Origin of the sequence: Thiorhodovibrio winogradskyi, assembly GCF_036208045.1 — a bacterium.
Classification (GTDB): domain Bacteria; phylum Pseudomonadota; class Gammaproteobacteria; order Chromatiales; family Chromatiaceae; genus Thiorhodovibrio; species Thiorhodovibrio winogradskyi.
Genome location: NZ_CP121472.1, coordinates 3,834,250 through 3,851,323, shown reverse-complemented (window position 1 = coordinate 3,851,323; position 17,074 = coordinate 3,834,250). Strand labels below are relative to the sequence as shown.

The following is a 17,074-nucleotide window of genomic DNA, read 5'->3' as shown; positions in this document are numbered from 1 at the left end:
ATCACCAACGCTTTAACCAGGACGATTCCGCAGAGCAGAAACCCATGGCAACATCCACCAGCATCCATGGCATGTGGTCCTCGCGATTTGCCTTTATTCTCGCGGCCAGTGGCTCGGCGGTGGGGCTTGGTAACATATGGCGCTTCCCTTATACGGCGGGCGAGTATGGGGGCGGTGCCTTTGTGCTGGTTTATTTGCTGTGCGTGGCGGTCATCGGTATTCCCATCATGATGGCCGAAGTCATGCTTGGCCGCCGTGGCCGGCAAAGCCCAATCAACACCATGCGCGCATTGGCGCAGGCCCAGCAGGCGCCCGTCATCTGGCAACTTGTCGGCTGGCTTGGCATCCTGTCCGGTTTTCTCATTCTGTCCTTTTACAGTGTCGTGGCCGGTTGGACCCTGGCCTATGTGCTGCGGGCCGGCACTGGCGCCTTTTCGTCGATTGACGCGGCCGGTTCGGCACAAGTGTTCTCTGCCTTGATCGCTGATCCTTGGCAGCTCTTCCTGTGGCACAGCGTTTTTATGATCATGGTCGGGCTGGTGGTGGCGCGTGGTGTGACCAGCGGTTTGGAGCAGGCCGTGCGCTTTTTAATGCCGGCGCTTTTCGTGCTGCTGATCCTGATGGTGGCCTACGCTGCTCAGACCGGGGCCTTCATGCAGGGGCTCGATTATCTGTTTCGGCCCGATTTTCTCGAGTTCCAAGGGCGCGCTGGCGAGGCGATTCTGAGCGCCATGGGCCAGGCATTTTTTAGCCTCAGTTTAGGGATGGGGGCCATCATGATGTATGGCTCCTATCTCAGTAGCCAGGCATCCATTACTCAGAACATTGTTATAATTGCCGGAATGGATACTCTGGTTGCCTTGCTCGCAGGCATGGCCATCTTTCCCATTGTGTTGGCTAATGGTCTCGCGCCTGGCAGCGGCCCAGGTTTGATTTTCGAGACCTTGCCGATTGCCTTTGGCCAGATGCCGGGTGGGCAAATTTTCGCGGTGCTGTTTTTTGTGCTGCTGTTGTTCGCGGCCTGGACTTCAGCCATTTCGCTGCTCGAGCCGCTCACCGCCTGGCTAGTTGAAAACCGTGGCTGGCAGCGCCCGGTGGCTGCCCTCATGGGGACGGCGTTGATCTGGCTCTTGGGCATTGCCTGCCTGCTGTCGCTCAATCTGTGGTCGGAGATTAAACTCTTCGGAAAAGGCTTTTTCGATCTGTTCGACTATGCCACGTCCAATATCTTGCTGCCCGTGGGCGGGGTTCTCATTGCCATTTTCGCCGGGTGGGTGCTAAATCGACAGGTTGCGGCGGAAGAACTCACGGGCGGCGAACACCCTGGCTACCACCTCTGGCGTTTCCTGATTCGCTATGTCTCGCCAGTCGGCGTGACCATTGTTTTTCTAAATGCTATTGGATTGATTTAACGTGCCTGTCATTAAGAAAAGCGCGCTCGTCGCTCACTCGGCGGCTGACATGTTTCAGCTTGTCGCCGATGTGGAAGGCTATCCAAAATTTTTACCCTGGTGCCACGCCACCCAGCTCTTGTCTCGCACCGAGGAGGAGATCTGCGGTCGTATCGAGGTCTCGCGTCTGGGTATCCATCAGGCATTTTCGACCTGCAACCGCATAGACCCCCCACATCGGATGGATATCGACCTCAAAGACGGCCCTTTTCGGAAATTGACCGGGGCCTGGGTTTTTACCTCATTGCGCGATGATGCCTGCAAGGTGGAACTGGAGCTGGAATTTGAGTTTTCTGGCCGGATGATCGACCGCGCTTTTGGCGCCGTCTTTGGCCAAATCGCGGGCTCGCTGGTCGATGCCTTCTGCAAACGAGCCGATGAGGTGTATGGTGGCTGAGAAGACTGTAACGGATACGGCCAAGGCTGGCGGTGCGAACTCCGATCCGACCATTGAGGTGGAGGTTGTTTACGCGCGCCAGGCAGCGCAGACTTTGCTGAAAGTCAAGGGTGCGCCAGGGCTGACGGCTGGCCAAGCCATCGAACAGTCAGGAGTTCTGCGCGCACGACCCGAAATCGACCTGAGCGTGAATAAGCTCGGGATTTTCGGTAAGCCAATCAAGGCTGACCAGTCTCTGGCCGATGGTGACCGGGTTGAGATCTATACGCCACTGATTGCCGATCCCAAGCAGGCGAAGAAAAAACAGGCCGCGAGTCGGGCGGCAGCCCAGGAAAAGACCGAGGCAACCGCCAATTCGAGCCCTACCAGTTCGTTCCCAGCCAGTTCGTCCCCAGCCAGTTCGTCCCCAGCCAGTTCGTCCCTAGATAGCAAAATCAGTTAGACCGAAATCAGTTCGAGCTCTTTGGGCCAACGGCATTGAGCGCTTTGTTGAGCAAGCCACGGTTGTTCTTCCAATCTGGCACTTCCACCATGATTTCGCGCTCTTCTTCCGTCGCGACCAAGCGGGCTGGATTGGGCTCGAAGTCTCCCTGAATACGCGTTAGTTCATCGCCATTGAACCAGAGCGTGAGCTTGCGTTCTTCCATTGGGCGATGCCCTCGCCTGATGGTGTAGAGGTAGTCCCAACGGTCGGTATGAAAGATGTCAGTCAGCAGGGGTGTGCCAAGCAGGTAACGCACCTGCGCCTGGGTCATGCCAAGCTCTAGGCGGTCGACCATGTCCTCGGTGATGAGGTTGCCCTGCTGTACGGTCATTTTGTAGACGAACGGCAGACCAGAGAGCTTGGCGCCTTTTTCGTGCTCCGGTTTGTTCCGCTTGCCCGCGCAGCCACCGAGGGTGATGGTCAGCAGGCCAACCAGGGCTATGGCTGTTATAATGATGAGAAGCCTTCGCATTGATTCTTCACTTCGCGTAGCGCCATTGCAAACCTGAATGATACCCCAGTCATGATGCGTTCGACATTCCCCGTCCGAAATTCCGTTGTCCACTATCCAAGCGTCAGTCGTCTTGTGGCTGGAGTTGCCTGACATGAACCAGAGTCAGCAAATTAAAGAGGCTGGTTTGAAGGTGACGGTGCCCAGGGTCAAGATTCTGAGCATCCTCCAGACGACTCAGCAACGCCATCTCAGTGCCGAGGATGTTTACAAGGAGCTTCTGGCCGCCGGCGAGGATATAGGTCTGGCAACCGTCTACCGGGTGCTCACCCAATTCGAGTCGGCCGGTCTTCTTGTCCGCCATCACTTTGAAGGTGGGCAGTCGGTGTTCGAGCTGAACCGAGGCAGTCACCACGATCACCTGGTCTGCCTGAAATGCGGCCTGATTCTGGAGTTTGTCGAAGAGGTCATCGAAGAGCGTCAGCGCGCCATTGCCGAGCAGAAGGGCTTTAAGATCGAAGACCACTCGCTGGTTATCTACGGTATCTGTCCCAACTGCCAAAGCCGCGAGTCCTAGTGTCACGTCGGTTGCCAGGGCTCTGAGCAACAGCTGATGAACGCCCATGAGGTGCCCCTTGGCAGGTTGCTCTTGCCAGATGGCGAGCTTTCCCGCAGCGATCTCGATGTCCGCGCTGAGGCCCTGGCGGCTGAATTGCGTCGCCAGGGCCTCGCCCGTGGTGATTTGGTGATCTGCCCGGTTGGTGACGCGACCGCCGAATTTGTGGTGATGCAGATCGCATTGGCCCGCAACCACTGCGCACTGCTGCCGATTGACAACCAGCTCGATACCACCGAACTGCGCCAACTCGCGGCCCAGACGGGCGTCGATTGGGTTTGGGAGCCGACCCACCCAACCACCCAGCGGCGCGGCCAGGGTCAGATGGACCATGGACACTTGCTCTCGACCGGCCTGGCACCCAAGCAGTCACGATCGGCGGATGCGGACTCGGCGGATGCAGGGCAGGGATCCGCATTGGCGCTTGTCGTGCGGACCAGCGGCAGTAGCGGCGGTTGCAAGGCGGCAATGCTGAGCGCCGCCGCCTTGCAAACATCCTGCGAGCGCATCAATCAGCGGCTTGGGCTTGGGTGCGAGGACTTGTGGCTGTGCGCCTTGCCGCGGCAGCATATTGGCGGCCTGGCCATTGGTTATCGCTGCGCCCTGGCGGGGGCGGGAATGCTCTTGCACGGGCGCTTCGATGCCGCGCGTGTCGCGGCGGACCTGTGGCGACATCCAGTGACGCACCTGTCGCTGGTGCCGGCGATGCTTGCACGACTGCTCGCGCAATGCCCGCGGCCTCCGCAGTGGCTGCGAGTCGTGCTGATTGGCGGTCAGGCACTGGATCGCGGACTCGCGCGGCGGGCGCTTGTGGCTGGCTGGCCCCTGCTCCTGGGCTATGGGATGACCGAAACCTGTTCCTTCATCGCCAGCCGGGTGCTTGATGAACATGGAGAGCAGAGCTTGCAGCCCTTGCCCGATGTCCAGCTTGAGGCCCCTCGGTGCGCCCGTGAGTCTGGCGCTTTACCCCTGCGCTTGCGCGCGCCCATGCTGATGTTGGGCTATGCCAATCCTGAGCGCCGTCCGGGTCTTGGACTGGACGATCAAGGCTGGCTGCAAACGGCTGATCTAGCCTGCCTGAAGGACACATCTTTTCTGCGCATCATGGGGCGCGCGGATGATCAACTGGTCATCGCGGGCGTTAATGTGCAGCCTGGGTTGATCGAAGAGTCCATTAGCGATCTCGAGGGTGTGTCGCAATGTGCCTTGGTGGGAGTGCCTGAGCCGGTCTGGGGGCAGACGCTGGTGGCGCTCTATCAGGGAAGCATCGGTGTCGATGCGCTCGAATGCTGGTGCCGTGAGCATCTGCCAAGTCCACAACGCCCGCGGCTGTTGGTTCCAATCAAGGATTGGCCGCTGTTGGCATCGGGCAAGGAGGATCGCACCCGGCTGCGCGAGATCGCCACCAAAACACTGAGCGCCAAAGGCGCGCATTTGAATGTGCCCCTTGAACAGACGCACACCGGCGTTGGTGGGAGTGCCTGATGTCTTGGCTGAAGCATCGATCTCGCCGCCGGCCGCTCGTCCTGCGGTTATGGATGGCACTGCTGGCTGGCGGACTTTTTCTAATCGGCTATCAGTGGGGTAATCAGTGGCAACCGCGCCATGAACAGGCGCCCGTGATTGAGGGCGTGATGCTGCGCCCGCCAGTGCCTTTGCCAGACTGGGAGCTGGAGAACGAAGCCGGGCAGGTGTTTGGCTCGGAGCAGCTCACGGGGCGCTGGGTGCTGCTGGGCATTGCTTCCATTGATGACGTTTCCGGTCATCTGAGCATGACGCGCATGCTGGAGGTGTTCAATCGCTTGGCGGATCTCCCGGCTTTGCGCGAGCAATTCAGCTTGGTGTTGGTCAGTCCGCGCATGGATGCAGCCTTGGCACAGGGCTTTCGCCGGCTGCTTGCCCAGACCTGGGTCTTGTCCGGCACGCCGGAGCAGCTTGCTCGATTGCGGGCCATGTTAACCGGGCCGTCCGCTGACACTGAAACTCTGATATCCGCCACCCAAGCTGGCGAAGCCGAGCCGGATGCTCAGCCTCCTGGGTTATCCGGAGCTGACCCTAACCCGCAAACAGCCACCTTCTATCTGATCGATCCCAAGGCTGAGCTGATCGCTATTTTTCCCGCCGCGCAGTCACCGGCCGGGATTGCGCGCGACATCCGGCATCTGTCCGAGCTCAATGCGCAGGAGTTCTAAGTTGAGTTCATCCCTGAGTTCATCCCTGAGTTCATCCTGGAATTCATTGTCGAATGCAGCCGCTCACGTGCGTGCGGTACTGAGCGCGCGCTTATTTGTCTGGCTGCAATATGTGCTGCCGCAGCATTGGCTCTCACGGTTTATGTTGCGCCTGACCCGGCTGCGTCTTGGGCCAATCACTCACTGGCTGATCCGGCGATTTGTCGCGCACTATGGTGTCAATTTAAGCGAGGCGGCCGAGTCCAGGGTCGCGTCCTACGCGAGCTTCAATGCCTTTTTCACGCGCGCGCTGGCGCCGCACGCGCGGCCACTTAGCGAGGATCCAAGGGCGCTGCTGAGTCCAGTCGATGCCTGGGTGAGCGAGGCGGGCCTCATCGAGGGCGAGCGTCTGCTCCAGTGCAAAGGACAAGAGTATTCCCTGCCAGCGCTGCTTGGCGATGCCGAGGTGGCGGTCTTCTTTCGTGATGGGCTGTTCGTCACCCTCTATCTGTCTCCACGAGATTACCACAGAATACACATGCCGATGACAGGGCGTTTGACCCGGATGCTGCATGTGCCGGGCCGTTTGTTCAGCGTCAATCCCACCACGGTCAAGGGAGTGCCAGGGTTGTTCGCGCGCAATGAGCGGGTGCTGACCCTGTTTGAAACCGACATCGGCCTGGTCGGCATGGTGCTGGTCGGTGCGATTTTTGTTGGAAGCATTCAAACCCGCTGGGCGGGCGAGGTGACACCACCGCGTGGGCGGGTGCTGACGCGCACGGACTATCCGCCTGGCTCGCCACCAACGGACCCATTGGCGCCGTCGGCGGATAACCCCTTGGCACCCATAGTCCTGGCTCGTGGCGAAGAAATGGGACGCTTCAATATGGGCTCGACCGTTATTGTGCTGCTGCCGCCAGGCGCCGCCGAGCTCTTGCCAGAGCTGCTCCCTGGTGCCAGGGTGTATTGCCGCGCGCCCATTGGACGGCGGCTGCGTTGATTAGCCACAACTGCTTTAATGAGCCCCAACTGCTGAGCGGTCGGCGGCTGAGCAGTCGGTTTCTGAACGAGATGGTGGCCATTGTTCCTTCCGTTGGCACTCTGTCTGGGTAAAATTAGGGGTTTTCCCTATACGGGTTTTCCTGTATCCTCGCGGTCATCAAATGTGTGACTGAGTTCCGCTTTTTGCATTGTTACGTGCTCTTTATTGGCTTTTTGTTTTTTGATTCAAAGAGTTCTTAAGGGCGCTTTCAGCACGCGGAGCAGATGCTAGCGAGGATTTCCGCATGAAGACCAATTTCTTTCCCACCTTTATCGCCCCCATCCATTTTATCCGCCAACTGCCTCTGGTGATTGTGGGCTTTGTGATGCTCATCATGGCGCTGCCCGGTATGGCGGCAGTGAAGGCCGCACCGGGGATGGTGCAGAGTGGTATCGCCTCCTTCTACCACGACAGCCTGCATGGAAATAAAACGGCAAGTGGACAGGTGTACGATAAGAACCGCGTGAGTGCCGCGCACAAAAGCTTACCGCTCGGAACCAAGGTGAAGGTGACCGATCTTGAGACGGGCCGCTCCATTGTGGTGAAAATCAACGACCGCGGACCTTTCGTTAGGGGACGTGTCATTGATCTCTCGCGGCGCGCGGCGGCTAAGTTGGACATGATCACTCGCGGCGTCACCCGTGTCGAGGTCGAGGTGTTGAGCATGCCGAATGCTGGTGCCTAAACCCCTGTTGGGTGACACAACCACCTGAAAGGCAAGGCCTGACGGCAGAATTTATTCCTTAGAGCTCAAGTCTGCCCTGAGTTCAACGATTGCCCGGTTGGTTGCCATGCCCTAGCTTGGCGATCCGATTGGGTTTTTTTTGTCTTGGGTGTTCGTGGCTCGGGCGATCCTGGCTTGGCGTAATGATGAAAATCCTTGCCGGGATTTGGAATCCGCATTGTCCTTCGGGGCAACTATTGCAACAATAAGAGATCTGAAATCGAAAGCTCTTGGCTTTCCCAGCCTGCTTTGGTTGAGTCTGACCGGCATTCGATTTTACGTTTTTTTTAATTGTTCAAGGAGTTGTCATGATGCGTGTCTCTTTTTTAATCGCGACTGGTTTTCTTTCTGTCTCGGTGCTGCCCGGGGTTGCAATGGCGCAGCAGAATGCCGCCATGATGGACGCCTACCTGGCGAAGAGGTTGATTCAGGATTTCACCCAGGAACTCCAGGGTGAGCTCAAGGGCGCGATGAAGGATGGCGGGCCTGTCGCCGCTGTTGCTATTTGCAAGGACAAGGCGCCTGGAATTGCTGATTCCTTGTCGCAACAAAGTGGCTGGGACATTGGGCGGACCAGCCTGAAACCGCGCAATGTCGAGCGCAACAGCCCCGATCTTTGGGAGCAGCGGGTGCTGCGGCAGTTCGAGGATCGTGCTCGCGCGGGGGAAAACCCCAATGCCATCACCTATGCCGAGGTCGTTGATGACAAAGATGGCAAGAGTTATCGCTTCATGAAGGCGATTCCCACGGCCGAGGTCTGTCTGGCCTGCCACGGCAAGGAGATCAGTCCCGAGATCGCGGCTGCATTGGATGCGGCCTATCCTCAAGATCAAGCTCGGGGCTACCAGGAGGGCGACCTGCGCGGTGCTTTTTCGCTCAAAAAACCGCTCTGAGCGCTTGAAATAGTGCCAGCTCTGGCCAAAATCTCTAGCTTTATTTCCCAATTGGGGCACTCCTCTGTGCCCCAGTCTATTCCCATGGCATTTCCCATCGCATCCCCATGGCATCAATAGACCACCTGCTCGAAGACATCCCCCGGCAACATCCCCGGAGACACCAATGGATAAACCCACCTTCGACGTGCTTTTCTCGGGGGACTTGGCAGGCTCGGCATCGTCCGAGCATGTCAAGCAACGACTGGCGCAGATGTTTAAGCTCAATGAGGCCAGTGTGGAGCGTCTATTCAGCGGTCAAAGAGTCTTTGTCAAGCGTGGCCTTGATCACGCAACGGCTGAGCGTTTCCGAGAGGTTTTCAACCAGGCCGGCGCCTTGGCGGAGGTGGTGCGGGTGGGTGGTGAGCCGGATGAAGTGTTTCGGTTCGATGATTCCGATGACGAATCCGACGCCCTCGCGTCCTCGGGGACAGAACGCGCGACCCCATCACCTTCATCCGCTCCTGCTGCTGGGGCAGTGACGCCCAGCACCGGATCTTTGTCGGTCGCGCCGGTCGGTGCCGAACTTGAGGAGTTGTCCGATCGTGGGCCGGAGCAGAATCCGGATATCAGCAAGCTCAGCCTGGTTCCGGGCGATGATTGGTCGCTTGAGGATTGCGCACCGCCTCCGCTCGCGCAGCCAATTCCCGACATTGATTCCATGGAATTGGAGCCAGAGTCAAAGGCGCCTGATAACGCTTAGTCAAGGCTGGTTATCAGATGTGGGCGAATCAATGTGCCCCCTATGTAAAATCACCCTATGTAAAATCACCCTATGTAAAATCACCCTATGTAAAATCACCCTATGTAAAATCATAGGCTCCGACATGGCTCGCCCTTGTGCCACTGTGTTGTCATCCCTGACCAAGAGGAATTTTCCGCGCGCATGAACCAGCAAGTCACATCGGATCTTCATTCTCATATTGTCATCGGTGGTGGCATCAGTGGTCTGGGTGCTGCATTTTTTGCCTCCGCCGCTGGCACCCAGAGCTTGGTGCTTGAACAACATGATCGTGTAGGCGGGTGCATGAACACCCAGCGCTTTGATGGGCTGGAAGATTTCTGGGTCGAGGCAGGCAGCCATAGCTGCTTTAACAGTTACGGCCACTTGCTCACGATCATGGAGCAGATTGGCATTCTGGGGCAGATTCAGGCCAAAGCCAAGGCGAGTTACCGGCTTTGGAAGGGGGGTAAGCGGATATCCATCCTCTCCGCGCTGCATCCATTTGAGTTGGTCACATCGCTGATAAAGTTGTCCAGGCTCGATAAGGAAGCGCTAAGCGTATACGAGTACTATGGCAAGGGCTTGGGCCGCAAGAATTACAGCGATGTCTTTGGTCCAGCCTTTCGCTCGGTGATCTGCCAGACGGCCGATGACTATCCGGCAGCGGCCTTGTTCCGCAAGAAGCCGCGCCGCAAAGAGGTATTGCGCAGTTTTACCATGCCCGGCGGATTGGCGGAGATTCCCCGGGCGCTGGCTGCGCTGGAGGACATTGAGGTGCGTGTGGGTGCCGCCGTTCGGAGTCTAAGCCCGGATGCGGGAGCTTACCAAATTGTGCTCGATAATGGCGAGATGCTGCGCGCCGCGCGCGTCACTCTGGCGGTGCCGCCCGATGTGGCAACCCGGTTGCTGCAAGAAGTGGCACCTGCCGCGGCAAAGGCCACTGAACGCATTGGTGTTGCCGAGATCGATTCCTTGCTGCTGGCCTTCAACCGGCAGGATTTGACAGTGCCGAGGATGGCCGGTTTGATTAGCGTGGACGGCCCTTTCCTGTCAGCTGTGTCGCGGGATTTTCTCGAGCATCCGCGCTACCGTGGATTCGCTTTCCATTTCCCCGCTGGTCGACTCGAGCCCGCGCAGCAGGTCGCGGCTGCCTGTCAGGCGCTGGATGTGGCGCCGGCCAAAGTGGCTGCCGTGCGCCACGAGCGCAATCGCCTGCCAAGTTTGCGCACAGGTCACTGGGATCTGATCGCGGAATTGGACCGCGCGCTGGCGTCCACTGGTGGGTCACCCTTGGCCGTGACCGGCAATTGGTTTCTGGGGGTCTCGATTGAGGACTGTCTGACCCGTAGTCACAGCGAGATGTCGCGACTCTTTGCGGGGGTAGGTCAATGAGGCATTGGTCATCGATCAGCTCGCCCAGGGGGTTGGGGTTGGCTGCCGGGCTCTCGGTATTGCTGCTGGCGCCATCAAGCCTCTGGGCCGAGCGTATTGGCGAGGTGAGCACCAAGTTCAAGCTGGTGGGGCCAAATGACAAGGTTGTCATCGAGGTGTTTCAAGATCCTGACATTCCAGGAGTGGCCTGTTACCTTAGTCGCGCCGAGACGGGCGGAATGAGCGGCGCCGTCGGTTTGGCCGAGGATACTTCCGATGCTTCCCTGGCGTGCCGCCAGGTAGGGCCGGTTAGCTTGCCGGAGGACATTGCCAGCGGCAAAAGGAACGGTGACGAAGTTTTTAAAAAGCGCATCTCGCTCCTGACCAAGACCATGCAGGTCGTGCGCTTTTATGACGCGCCGCGCAACACCTTGGTGTATCTCTCCTACAGTGATCGCATTATCGAGGGTTCGCCAAAGAACAGCACCTCGGTGGTGGTGATCAGACCCTGGTCCGGTGCGGACCTGACTGGGATCCAGACTGGGATCCAGGCTGGGGCCGATGGTGACCTCTGAGTGGATGGCGGCCGCGGCTTTCAGCCACTAATGGCCCGAATCTGATCGACTTGCGTGCGCAGGGCCCAGGTCGCGGCCTGGGGATCGGCCGCGGCACAAATGGCCGAGACCACTGCTAGACCTTGGGCGCCCGCGGCTATCACATCTTTGGCATGCTCGGCACGCAGACCACCGATGGCCACCTTGGGCAATGCTGCTGCCTCACGGCAGATGGCACGCAAACCATCAAAGCCCAGCGGCTTGGCATGGTCAGCCTTGGTCGCGGTGGCGAATACCGGACCAACACCCAGATAGTCGATTAACCTGGGGTTGGCCGCGCGGGCCAACGCGGGGGTTTCCACTGACAGCCCGATAATGGCCTGGTTGCCAAGCCGGGCGCGGGCGGCCGCCGGATCGGCATCGCGCTGACCAAGATGCAGCCCATCAGCGCCAATAGCTAGGGCAACCTCAATGCGGTCGTTCACAATCAGCAGCGCTGCGTGCGAGTTGATTGCGGCTTTGAGTGCCTTGCCCAGCGCAATGAGTTCGGCATCGCTAGCAGTTTTATCGCGCAGTTGCACCATGGTCGCGCCGCCTGCAACCGCCGCTTTGGCAGTGGCAAGAACGCCACGTGGGCCGCAGAGCCGCGGATCCGTCACCAGATAGACGCCAAGATCGAAGGATTTCATGTCGCTGTTCCTGTCCCAGCGCCAATCTTCTCCTGCATCGCCGCCTGCGTTGACGGCGAGTCGGCTCGGGCCATGGTCTCGATCCGCGCGGCGCGGTCGAGGTCGTCCGCTGTCATCAAAGCCAGGGCATCAATGAAGGCGACAGCAAAGGAGCCCGGCCCCCGCACCGACCAGCGCTCATCGGTGGCGGCCCATTCACCAGCGGCGCCATAGTAGGACAATGCTGCCAGGGTGCCCTCGTAGGGGTCGCAGCCAGCGCCGAGAAAACCGCCAACAATGCCGGTCAGCGAGCAGCCGAGCGCCGTGACCCTGGGCATCAGCGGATGGCCATTGCAGATGTGTGCGGCTCTGCGTCCATCTGTCACCCAATCCATGGGTCCAGTGACGGCGACAACGGCATTGTGTCGTTTGGCCAAAGCAACTGCGATTGCCGCGGCGGCCGCAACGGGATTATTGGCATCGACTCCGCGGCCCTTCACCTCGGCGGCGGCGTCCACTTCGGCGTTATTGCCGAGCGCGAGAATTTCCGAGGCGTTACCACGTATTACCGTGGGCTGTAACTCCAGCAGCCTGGTCGCCGCCTCGCGACGAAAACGGGTTGCGCCCGCCGCGACTGGGTCAAGCACCCATGGGCGTTGGTGGCTGCGCGCCGCCTCCGCCGCGCTCAGCATGGCCTCCAGCCAGGGGCGTGACAGAGTGCCGATATTGATGGTGAGCGCACTGGCAATGGCGGCGAATTCCGCCACCTCCTCGGGGGCATGCACCATGGCCGGTGAGCAGCCCGCGGCCAGCAGGATATTGGCCATGGGGTTCATGGCGACATAATTGGTGATGTTATGCACCAGGGGCGCTTGGTTGCGCAGGCGATGCAGGGCATCGCCGGGATGAATGGCGGACATTGGAGGCTCTCCTGAGCAAGGGGGCGCTGCGCCAAGGTGAAGCGCGCTTGGAGGGCAGTTTAGCGCAGGTCGCTTAGAATCATGCGTTCAAACTCTGCAATGCGTACCTGCTGCCCATCGAGTGTGCGAAAACCGCGCCCCTTGATGTCTCCGCGACGCGCCTGGTAGCGGTCAATCGCGCCGGTGGCGGGATTGACTACCTGAATGTCGATAATCTCTTGGGCACGCTGCCATTGATGAACGACCGACCAGGCGCTGCCAGTCAGAATGATCGCGATCATGCTCCAGGCGCCGATGCGCAAGGCCCGCCAGGGCAGGGCGGTTTTGGCCTTTGGCGACAGGGTCATGGTCGATTTGGCGCGACTCTGACGCAGGGCTGCGTAGGCGGCAATCACCACGGCGATGGTTAATAACAGTTTGGCAAGCATGACTGAGCTTTCGCGTGAAACAAGCCTGATATTCCAGGGTGGCCGCCACCCTGAGGGATGGGATCAGAGCACCCAAAAGCAGCGCGCGGACCCATACCCTAGCACGATGACCGGGGGGCGAAAAATGTCGCGGCGAATGCCTGGGAGTGTCAGTCCGGTCTTTGGCTTGCGTCTGGGTGGTCGACCAGAATCCGACATTGGGCCTGGGATGGTTATACTCTGGTGATGAGGCATAGGCGCGCGGGTGCCGGAGTTCGCAGCCATGCCGCCGGACAGGTGCTAACAGAAACAGGCCAACGAATGATGACAGCGATGACAGACAGAGCTTTCTGTGAAGCCGCCTATCAGCTCGGGTTATTGTCATTTACGCAGATACTGGATCTCTTACTTGAGACGTCGGGGGAGCGGGTCGCCTCGCTGGTGCAAGGTTGTCATGAGCGACGACTGCTGACGGCTGCCCAGTTTGAGCAGCTTGAGCAACATCTCGCGGACCAGACCGGGGTCGACGCCCTAACCATGGCCGATCCGCCGGACAGGATGCCAGATGAAGACCAGGCTAAGCCATTGGAGCAGACCTTGACCCTGCACTGGGAGGAGGGTGAAGCCTCCAATCGCGGAGTCGAACGCGGCGAGAGCGATGAGGTTCAGCTTGCCGAGCAGGCTGGCCGCTATCTGGGGCAGAAAGAACTTGGTCGCGGCGGCATGGGCATTGTTTACTGCGTGCAGGATGTCGCCATGAAGCGCCGGGTCGCGCTCAAGGAAGTCCTGCCTGATCTGGCGGCGGATGAATCCATGGCCGACTACCTGCCGGATTTGCGCCGCCGCTTTGTGCGCGAAGCCGAGCTGACCGCCGTCTTGCAGCATCCGGGCATTGTGCCCGTCTATGAGATAGGTCGGCGTCGCGCCTCGGGCGAGGCCTATTACACCATGAAGTTGGTCGAGGGACGCACCCTGGCCGAGGCAATCAAAAAGGCAGCGGGTTTGGAGGAGCGTTTGGCCTTGTTGCCCAATTTTATCGATGTGTGCCAGACCCTAGCATACGCACATCGCCATGGTGTTATCCACCGAGACCTCAAGCCGGCCAATATCATTATTGGCGAGTTTGGTGAGACCTATGTGCTTGACTGGGGGCTTGCGCGCCGACTAAACCCATCGACGGAGGCATTGTCCGAGTCGCCCTGCAAGCCGCCGCTCGCGCAGGCGCCCGAACAGGGTCAGGTGTCGCCGGATGCGCAACCGCCGGGCAAGGCCGCCAATTTAACCGGGCATGGCGTCGGAACCCCTTACTATATGTCGCCCGAGCAGGCACTCGGGCAGCTCGAAGAGATCGACACACGTTCCGATATCTACTCCTTGGGCGCCATTCTGTTTGAGATTCTGACCGGACGAAAGATCAAGTCCTATCGCGATGTCGTAAAATTGGAGGACATTTTGTCGCGGGGGGACGGCAGCCCAGATGGCGCGGACCTGGCGCTGTCTTTACCTGACGAGCTGATCGCCATTTGTAAGCGGGCGATGGCGCTCAAGAAATCGCAACGTTTCGGCGACGCCCAGACACTCGCCTTTGCTATTCAGCATGTGCAAACTGGTGCCGAGGTTGTGCTGGAACAACTCGCGGAGGCGGTACACATTGCCTATGTGACCGAGCGCACGGCCCAGGGTTGGCGCTATGGTCCGGTGCGCGATGATGCGCGCAAGGAAAACCCAACCTTGATCCCCTACAGCGAACTCAGCGAAGAAGAGAAGGAACTCGATCGAGTGAGCGCCAGGCAGACCATCCATGCGCTGCGCAAATTGGGCTACATCCTGGCGCGAGAAAGAAAGCTATTTCCCGTCTGAACGGCTAACCAGAAGCCGGCTGCTCGGAGTGGTGTCCGAGCAAGTTGCTTCTCGTACAGTTTGCAGGGGACCAGGTTGGGAGTGCCTGATAGAAGATCACCGAATAGCCTCTGGTTTTTGAGGCGCCGCACGGCGAAACTATTACCTTAGGTAATATGCACAATTTGATATTATGTGTAAGTCAGTCAAATAATGTGCTCAACTTGTTCAAATCAAGTTGTATCACCTATTAGTCCGACTCGCTTGTGCGCGCTTGGTGTTCCTCTTCTTCAGCCTGGCGCGCGTTTTTGCGTGACGATGTGATCTGGTAGTAAAACAACCAGATGACAAAAACAAAGAAGCCGATCATTTCGAGTTGCGCGTAGGAGTGTAGTTGCATCCGATTGGTTCTCCATTCTGGCTTGAGGAACAAGTTAGATTGAGGGCAGTAGACAAATTGAGAGCCACCGCTTGATGTGTCCGGGTGACTCAGCGAGGGAGTGAATCAGGGCCTCCAGATCCGGATCGCCTGGGCTCGGCCGAGCGTCCCGACTTTAGGGCGATTTGGTCTGGTAGAGCTCCCTCAGCTCTTTAAGTTGGGGCGCCTTATGATGTCGGAACCGGTGATGACCGTGCGGATTCAGGGGTTATTGCCGAGAGACTGGAAGCCGATGGCGGTTGTCCGCGAGGTTAAAGATCGCTAGACTTCCGCGCTTGCGGTGCCGATTATCAAGGCGGATGGCGCGTTCAAGCAGCAGTCCGTCCGCTGGCCAAGGCCAATGTCCTTGCCCGACACCCTTAATTGACGTCGTTCAGGCAGTCACTAAAGTTCAGGCAGTTAGGTCGTTTAGATCGAGCCGTTCAGGCCGTTTTTGTCTTACTTCCAGCCGCATTTTCAGCTCCGAGTTCCCAATGACCGAGTACGCGCTCATTTTGGTCAGCACTGTGCTGGTCAATAATTTTGTTTTGGTTAAATTTTTGGGCCTCTGCCCCTTCATGGGGGTGTCCAAGAAGCTCGAGACCGCCATTGGCATGGGACTGGCCACCACCTTTGTGCTGACCCTGTCCTCGGTCACCTCCTGGGTGGTCAACGCCTTCCTGCTGGAACCTCTTGGCATCGAGTATCTGCGCACCATCGCCTTTATCCTGGTCATTGCCGTGGTGGTGCAGTTCACCGAGACCGTCATGCACAAGACCAGCCCGGTGCTCTATCAGGTGTTGGGCATTTTCCTGCCACTGATTACCACCAACTGCGCGGTGCTCGGCGTGGCGCTGCTCAACCTTCAGGAGCAGCGTGGTTTTCTCGAGGCCACCCTCTACGGTTTCGGCGCGGCCATTGGATTTTCCCTGGTGCTGGCCTTGTTCGCGGCGATGCGCGAACGGGTGGCGGTGGCCGATGTGCCGGAACCTTTCCAGGGCAGCCCCATTGCCCTGATCACCGCCGGGTTGATGTCGCTGGCCTTCATGGGGTTTGCTGGGCTGGTTTCGAATTGACGCGCTCGGCCGGGCATCACGGGTCTCGTGACATAAGGCGAATGATTTTGCCCCCACGGGCGCGCCACTGACCACCGTTTGGAAAGGGGAATAAACACCATGCTGGTTGCCATCGGAGCCGTTGCAGCGCTTGCCGTGATTTTTGGCCTGCTGCTTGGTTACTCCGCCATTCGTTTTCATATTGACGGCGATCCCATCGCCGATCAGGCCGAGGCGCTGCTGCCGCAGAGCCAATGCGGCCAATGCGGTTATCCGGGTTGTCGACCCTATGCCGAGGCGGTGGCCTCGGGCGAGGCCGACATTAACCTGTGCGCGCCAGGCGGGGAGGGAACCATGTTGGCCCTGGCCGATCTGCTCGGGCGCGAGCCGGTGGCCCTAGGCGAGGTGGTATCCAAGCCCAAGGCGCTGGCGGTGATCGACGAGCAGGACTGCATCGGCTGCACCAAGTGCCTGCAATCCTGCCCGGTGGATGCCATTGTTGGCGCGGCCAAGCATTTGCACGCGGTCATTGCCAGTGAGTGCACCAATTGCGAGCTGTGCGTGCCAACCTGTCCGGTCGAGTGCATTCACCTGGTCCCGGTGCGGGAGAATCTCTCGAACTGGAAATGGCCTTACCCTCAATCCTCCTATCCTGAATCCATGGCGATGGCGGCTTCCACTCTGGTCTCGCGGCCGACGGTGGAAAGCGCCAATCAAGGCGCCGATCAGGATTCCGACTCGGGTGCCGATCAGGGTGCCGATCAGGGGTCGGGCCATCATCCCAACCAGCATCCCAATCAGCGTTCGGGCCAAGCGTCGCACGAGCGCGCGGCGGCCTGATCAGCACAAG

Annotated in this window: 19 protein-coding genes and 1 pseudogene; 15 read left to right on the top strand and 5 right to left on the bottom strand. The window is 59.1% G+C overall.

Annotation, left to right across the window (positions count from 1 at the left end; genetic code table 11):
- Positions 1-44: 44 nt before the first annotated feature.
- Genes Thiowin_RS17695 through Thiowin_RS17685 form a run of 3 tightly spaced genes read left to right on the top strand, consistent with a single transcriptional unit; the run spans position 45 to position 2,290 of the window.
- Positions 45-1,412 carry a sodium-dependent transporter gene (locus tag Thiowin_RS17695; protein ID WP_328984290.1) on the top strand — a complete coding sequence of 456 codons (1,368 nt, stop codon included), beginning with the start codon at positions 45-47 and terminating at the stop codon, positions 1,410-1,412.
- 49 nt (positions 1,413-1,461) lie between these two features.
- Entirely contained in the window at positions 1,462-1,848 is a 387-nt protein-coding gene (locus tag Thiowin_RS17690) for a type II toxin-antitoxin system RatA family toxin (RefSeq protein WP_408034102.1), read from the top strand.
- Complete coding sequence (locus Thiowin_RS17685; RefSeq protein ID WP_328984288.1) at positions 1,838-2,290, top strand: RnfH family protein; 453 nt, start codon at positions 1,838-1,840, stop codon at positions 2,288-2,290. Before Thiowin_RS17690 ends, Thiowin_RS17685 begins: the two co-directional genes overlap by 11 nt.
- Positions 2,291-2,297: 7 nt before the next feature.
- Here the strand turns inward: Thiowin_RS17685 and Thiowin_RS17680 are convergent, their stop codons facing one another.
- Complete coding sequence (locus tag Thiowin_RS17680) at positions 2,298-2,804, bottom strand: outer membrane protein assembly factor BamE (RefSeq protein WP_328984287.1); 507 nt, start codon at positions 2,802-2,804, stop codon at positions 2,298-2,300.
- Positions 2,805-2,937: 133 nt separating this feature from the next.
- Between Thiowin_RS17680 and fur the strand changes: the two genes are divergently transcribed.
- From fur to Thiowin_RS17635, 9 genes are all read left to right on the top strand, one after another.
- The gene (gene fur, locus Thiowin_RS17675) at positions 2,938-3,360 is read left to right on the top strand and encodes a ferric iron uptake transcriptional regulator (RefSeq protein WP_328984286.1); all 423 of its coding nucleotides are present in this window, start codon (positions 2,938-2,940) and stop codon (positions 3,358-3,360) included.
- Between the two features lie 36 nt (positions 3,361-3,396).
- A complete protein-coding gene (locus Thiowin_RS17670; RefSeq protein WP_328984285.1) occupies positions 3,397-4,884 on the top strand; it encodes a class I adenylate-forming enzyme family protein in 1,488 nt (495 codons plus the stop codon).
- Between the two features lie 53 nt (positions 4,885-4,937).
- A complete protein-coding gene (locus tag Thiowin_RS17665; protein ID WP_328984284.1) occupies positions 4,938-5,591 on the top strand; it encodes an SCO family protein in 654 nt (217 codons plus the stop codon).
- A 67-nt stretch (positions 5,592-5,658) separates the two neighbouring features.
- Complete coding sequence (gene asd, locus Thiowin_RS17660) at positions 5,659-6,570, top strand: archaetidylserine decarboxylase (protein ID WP_328984283.1); 912 nt, start codon at positions 5,659-5,661, stop codon at positions 6,568-6,570.
- A gap of 286 nt (positions 6,571-6,856) precedes the next feature.
- Positions 6,857-7,297, top strand: coding sequence for a septal ring lytic transglycosylase RlpA family protein (locus Thiowin_RS17655; protein ID WP_328984282.1), 441 nt, complete (start codon positions 6,857-6,859; stop codon positions 7,295-7,297).
- 347 nt (positions 7,298-7,644) lie between these two features.
- Positions 7,645-8,229 (top strand): Tll0287-like domain-containing protein, encoded by a 585-nt coding sequence (locus Thiowin_RS17650; protein WP_328984281.1) that lies wholly within the window; start codon positions 7,645-7,647, stop codon positions 8,227-8,229.
- Positions 8,230-8,395: 166 nt separating this feature from the next.
- A complete protein-coding gene (locus tag Thiowin_RS17645) occupies positions 8,396-8,971 on the top strand; it encodes a hypothetical protein (RefSeq protein ID WP_328984280.1) in 576 nt (191 codons plus the stop codon).
- 183 nt (positions 8,972-9,154) lie between these two features.
- Positions 9,155-10,384, top strand: coding sequence for a protoporphyrinogen/coproporphyrinogen oxidase (locus Thiowin_RS17640; RefSeq protein ID WP_328984279.1), 1,230 nt, complete (start codon positions 9,155-9,157; stop codon positions 10,382-10,384).
- Positions 10,381-10,938 carry a CreA family protein gene (locus Thiowin_RS17635; RefSeq protein WP_408034101.1) on the top strand — a complete coding sequence of 186 codons (558 nt, stop codon included), beginning with the start codon at positions 10,381-10,383 and terminating at the stop codon, positions 10,936-10,938. Before Thiowin_RS17640 ends, Thiowin_RS17635 begins: the two co-directional genes overlap by 4 nt.
- Positions 10,939-10,958: 20 nt before the next feature.
- Here Thiowin_RS17635 and thiE read toward each other — a convergent pair whose 3' ends face one another.
- From thiE to Thiowin_RS17620, 3 genes are read right to left on the bottom strand one after another with little or no spacing between them, the layout of a single operon-like run.
- A complete protein-coding gene (gene thiE / locus Thiowin_RS17630) occupies positions 10,959-11,606 on the bottom strand; it encodes a thiamine phosphate synthase (RefSeq protein ID WP_328984278.1) in 648 nt (215 codons plus the stop codon).
- Positions 11,603-12,505, bottom strand: coding sequence for a hydroxyethylthiazole kinase (gene thiM / locus Thiowin_RS17625; protein WP_328984277.1), 903 nt, complete (start codon positions 12,503-12,505; stop codon positions 11,603-11,605). The genes thiE and thiM overlap by 4 nt, the downstream gene beginning before the upstream one ends.
- Positions 12,506-12,564: 59 nt before the next feature.
- On the bottom strand, positions 12,565-12,933 hold the full coding sequence (locus tag Thiowin_RS17620; RefSeq protein ID WP_328984276.1) for a hypothetical protein: 369 nt from the start codon (positions 12,931-12,933) through the stop codon (positions 12,565-12,567).
- Positions 12,934-13,245: 312 nt separating this feature from the next.
- On the opposite strand from Thiowin_RS17620, the gene Thiowin_RS17615 reads away from it, so the two are divergent.
- Positions 13,246-14,772 (top strand): protein kinase domain-containing protein, encoded by a 1,527-nt coding sequence (locus Thiowin_RS17615; RefSeq protein WP_328984275.1) that lies wholly within the window; start codon positions 13,246-13,248, stop codon positions 14,770-14,772.
- Positions 14,773-15,001: 229 nt separating this feature from the next.
- Here Thiowin_RS17615 and Thiowin_RS17610 read toward each other — a convergent pair whose 3' ends face one another.
- Positions 15,002-15,151 (bottom strand): hypothetical protein, encoded by a 150-nt coding sequence (locus Thiowin_RS17610; RefSeq protein WP_328984274.1) that lies wholly within the window; start codon positions 15,149-15,151, stop codon positions 15,002-15,004.
- A 512-nt stretch (positions 15,152-15,663) separates the two neighbouring features.
- Here Thiowin_RS17610 and rsxA point away from each other — a divergent pair.
- Both rsxA and rsxB read left to right on the top strand, forming a co-directional pair.
- On the top strand, positions 15,664-16,245 hold the full coding sequence (gene rsxA / locus Thiowin_RS17605; RefSeq protein WP_328984273.1) for an electron transport complex subunit RsxA: 582 nt from the start codon (positions 15,664-15,666) through the stop codon (positions 16,243-16,245).
- A gap of 99 nt (positions 16,246-16,344) precedes the next feature.
- Positions 16,345-16,878, top strand: a pseudogene (rsxB, locus tag Thiowin_RS17600) (electron transport complex subunit RsxB); the annotation flags it as partial.
- Positions 16,879-17,074: the final 196 nt, after the last annotated feature.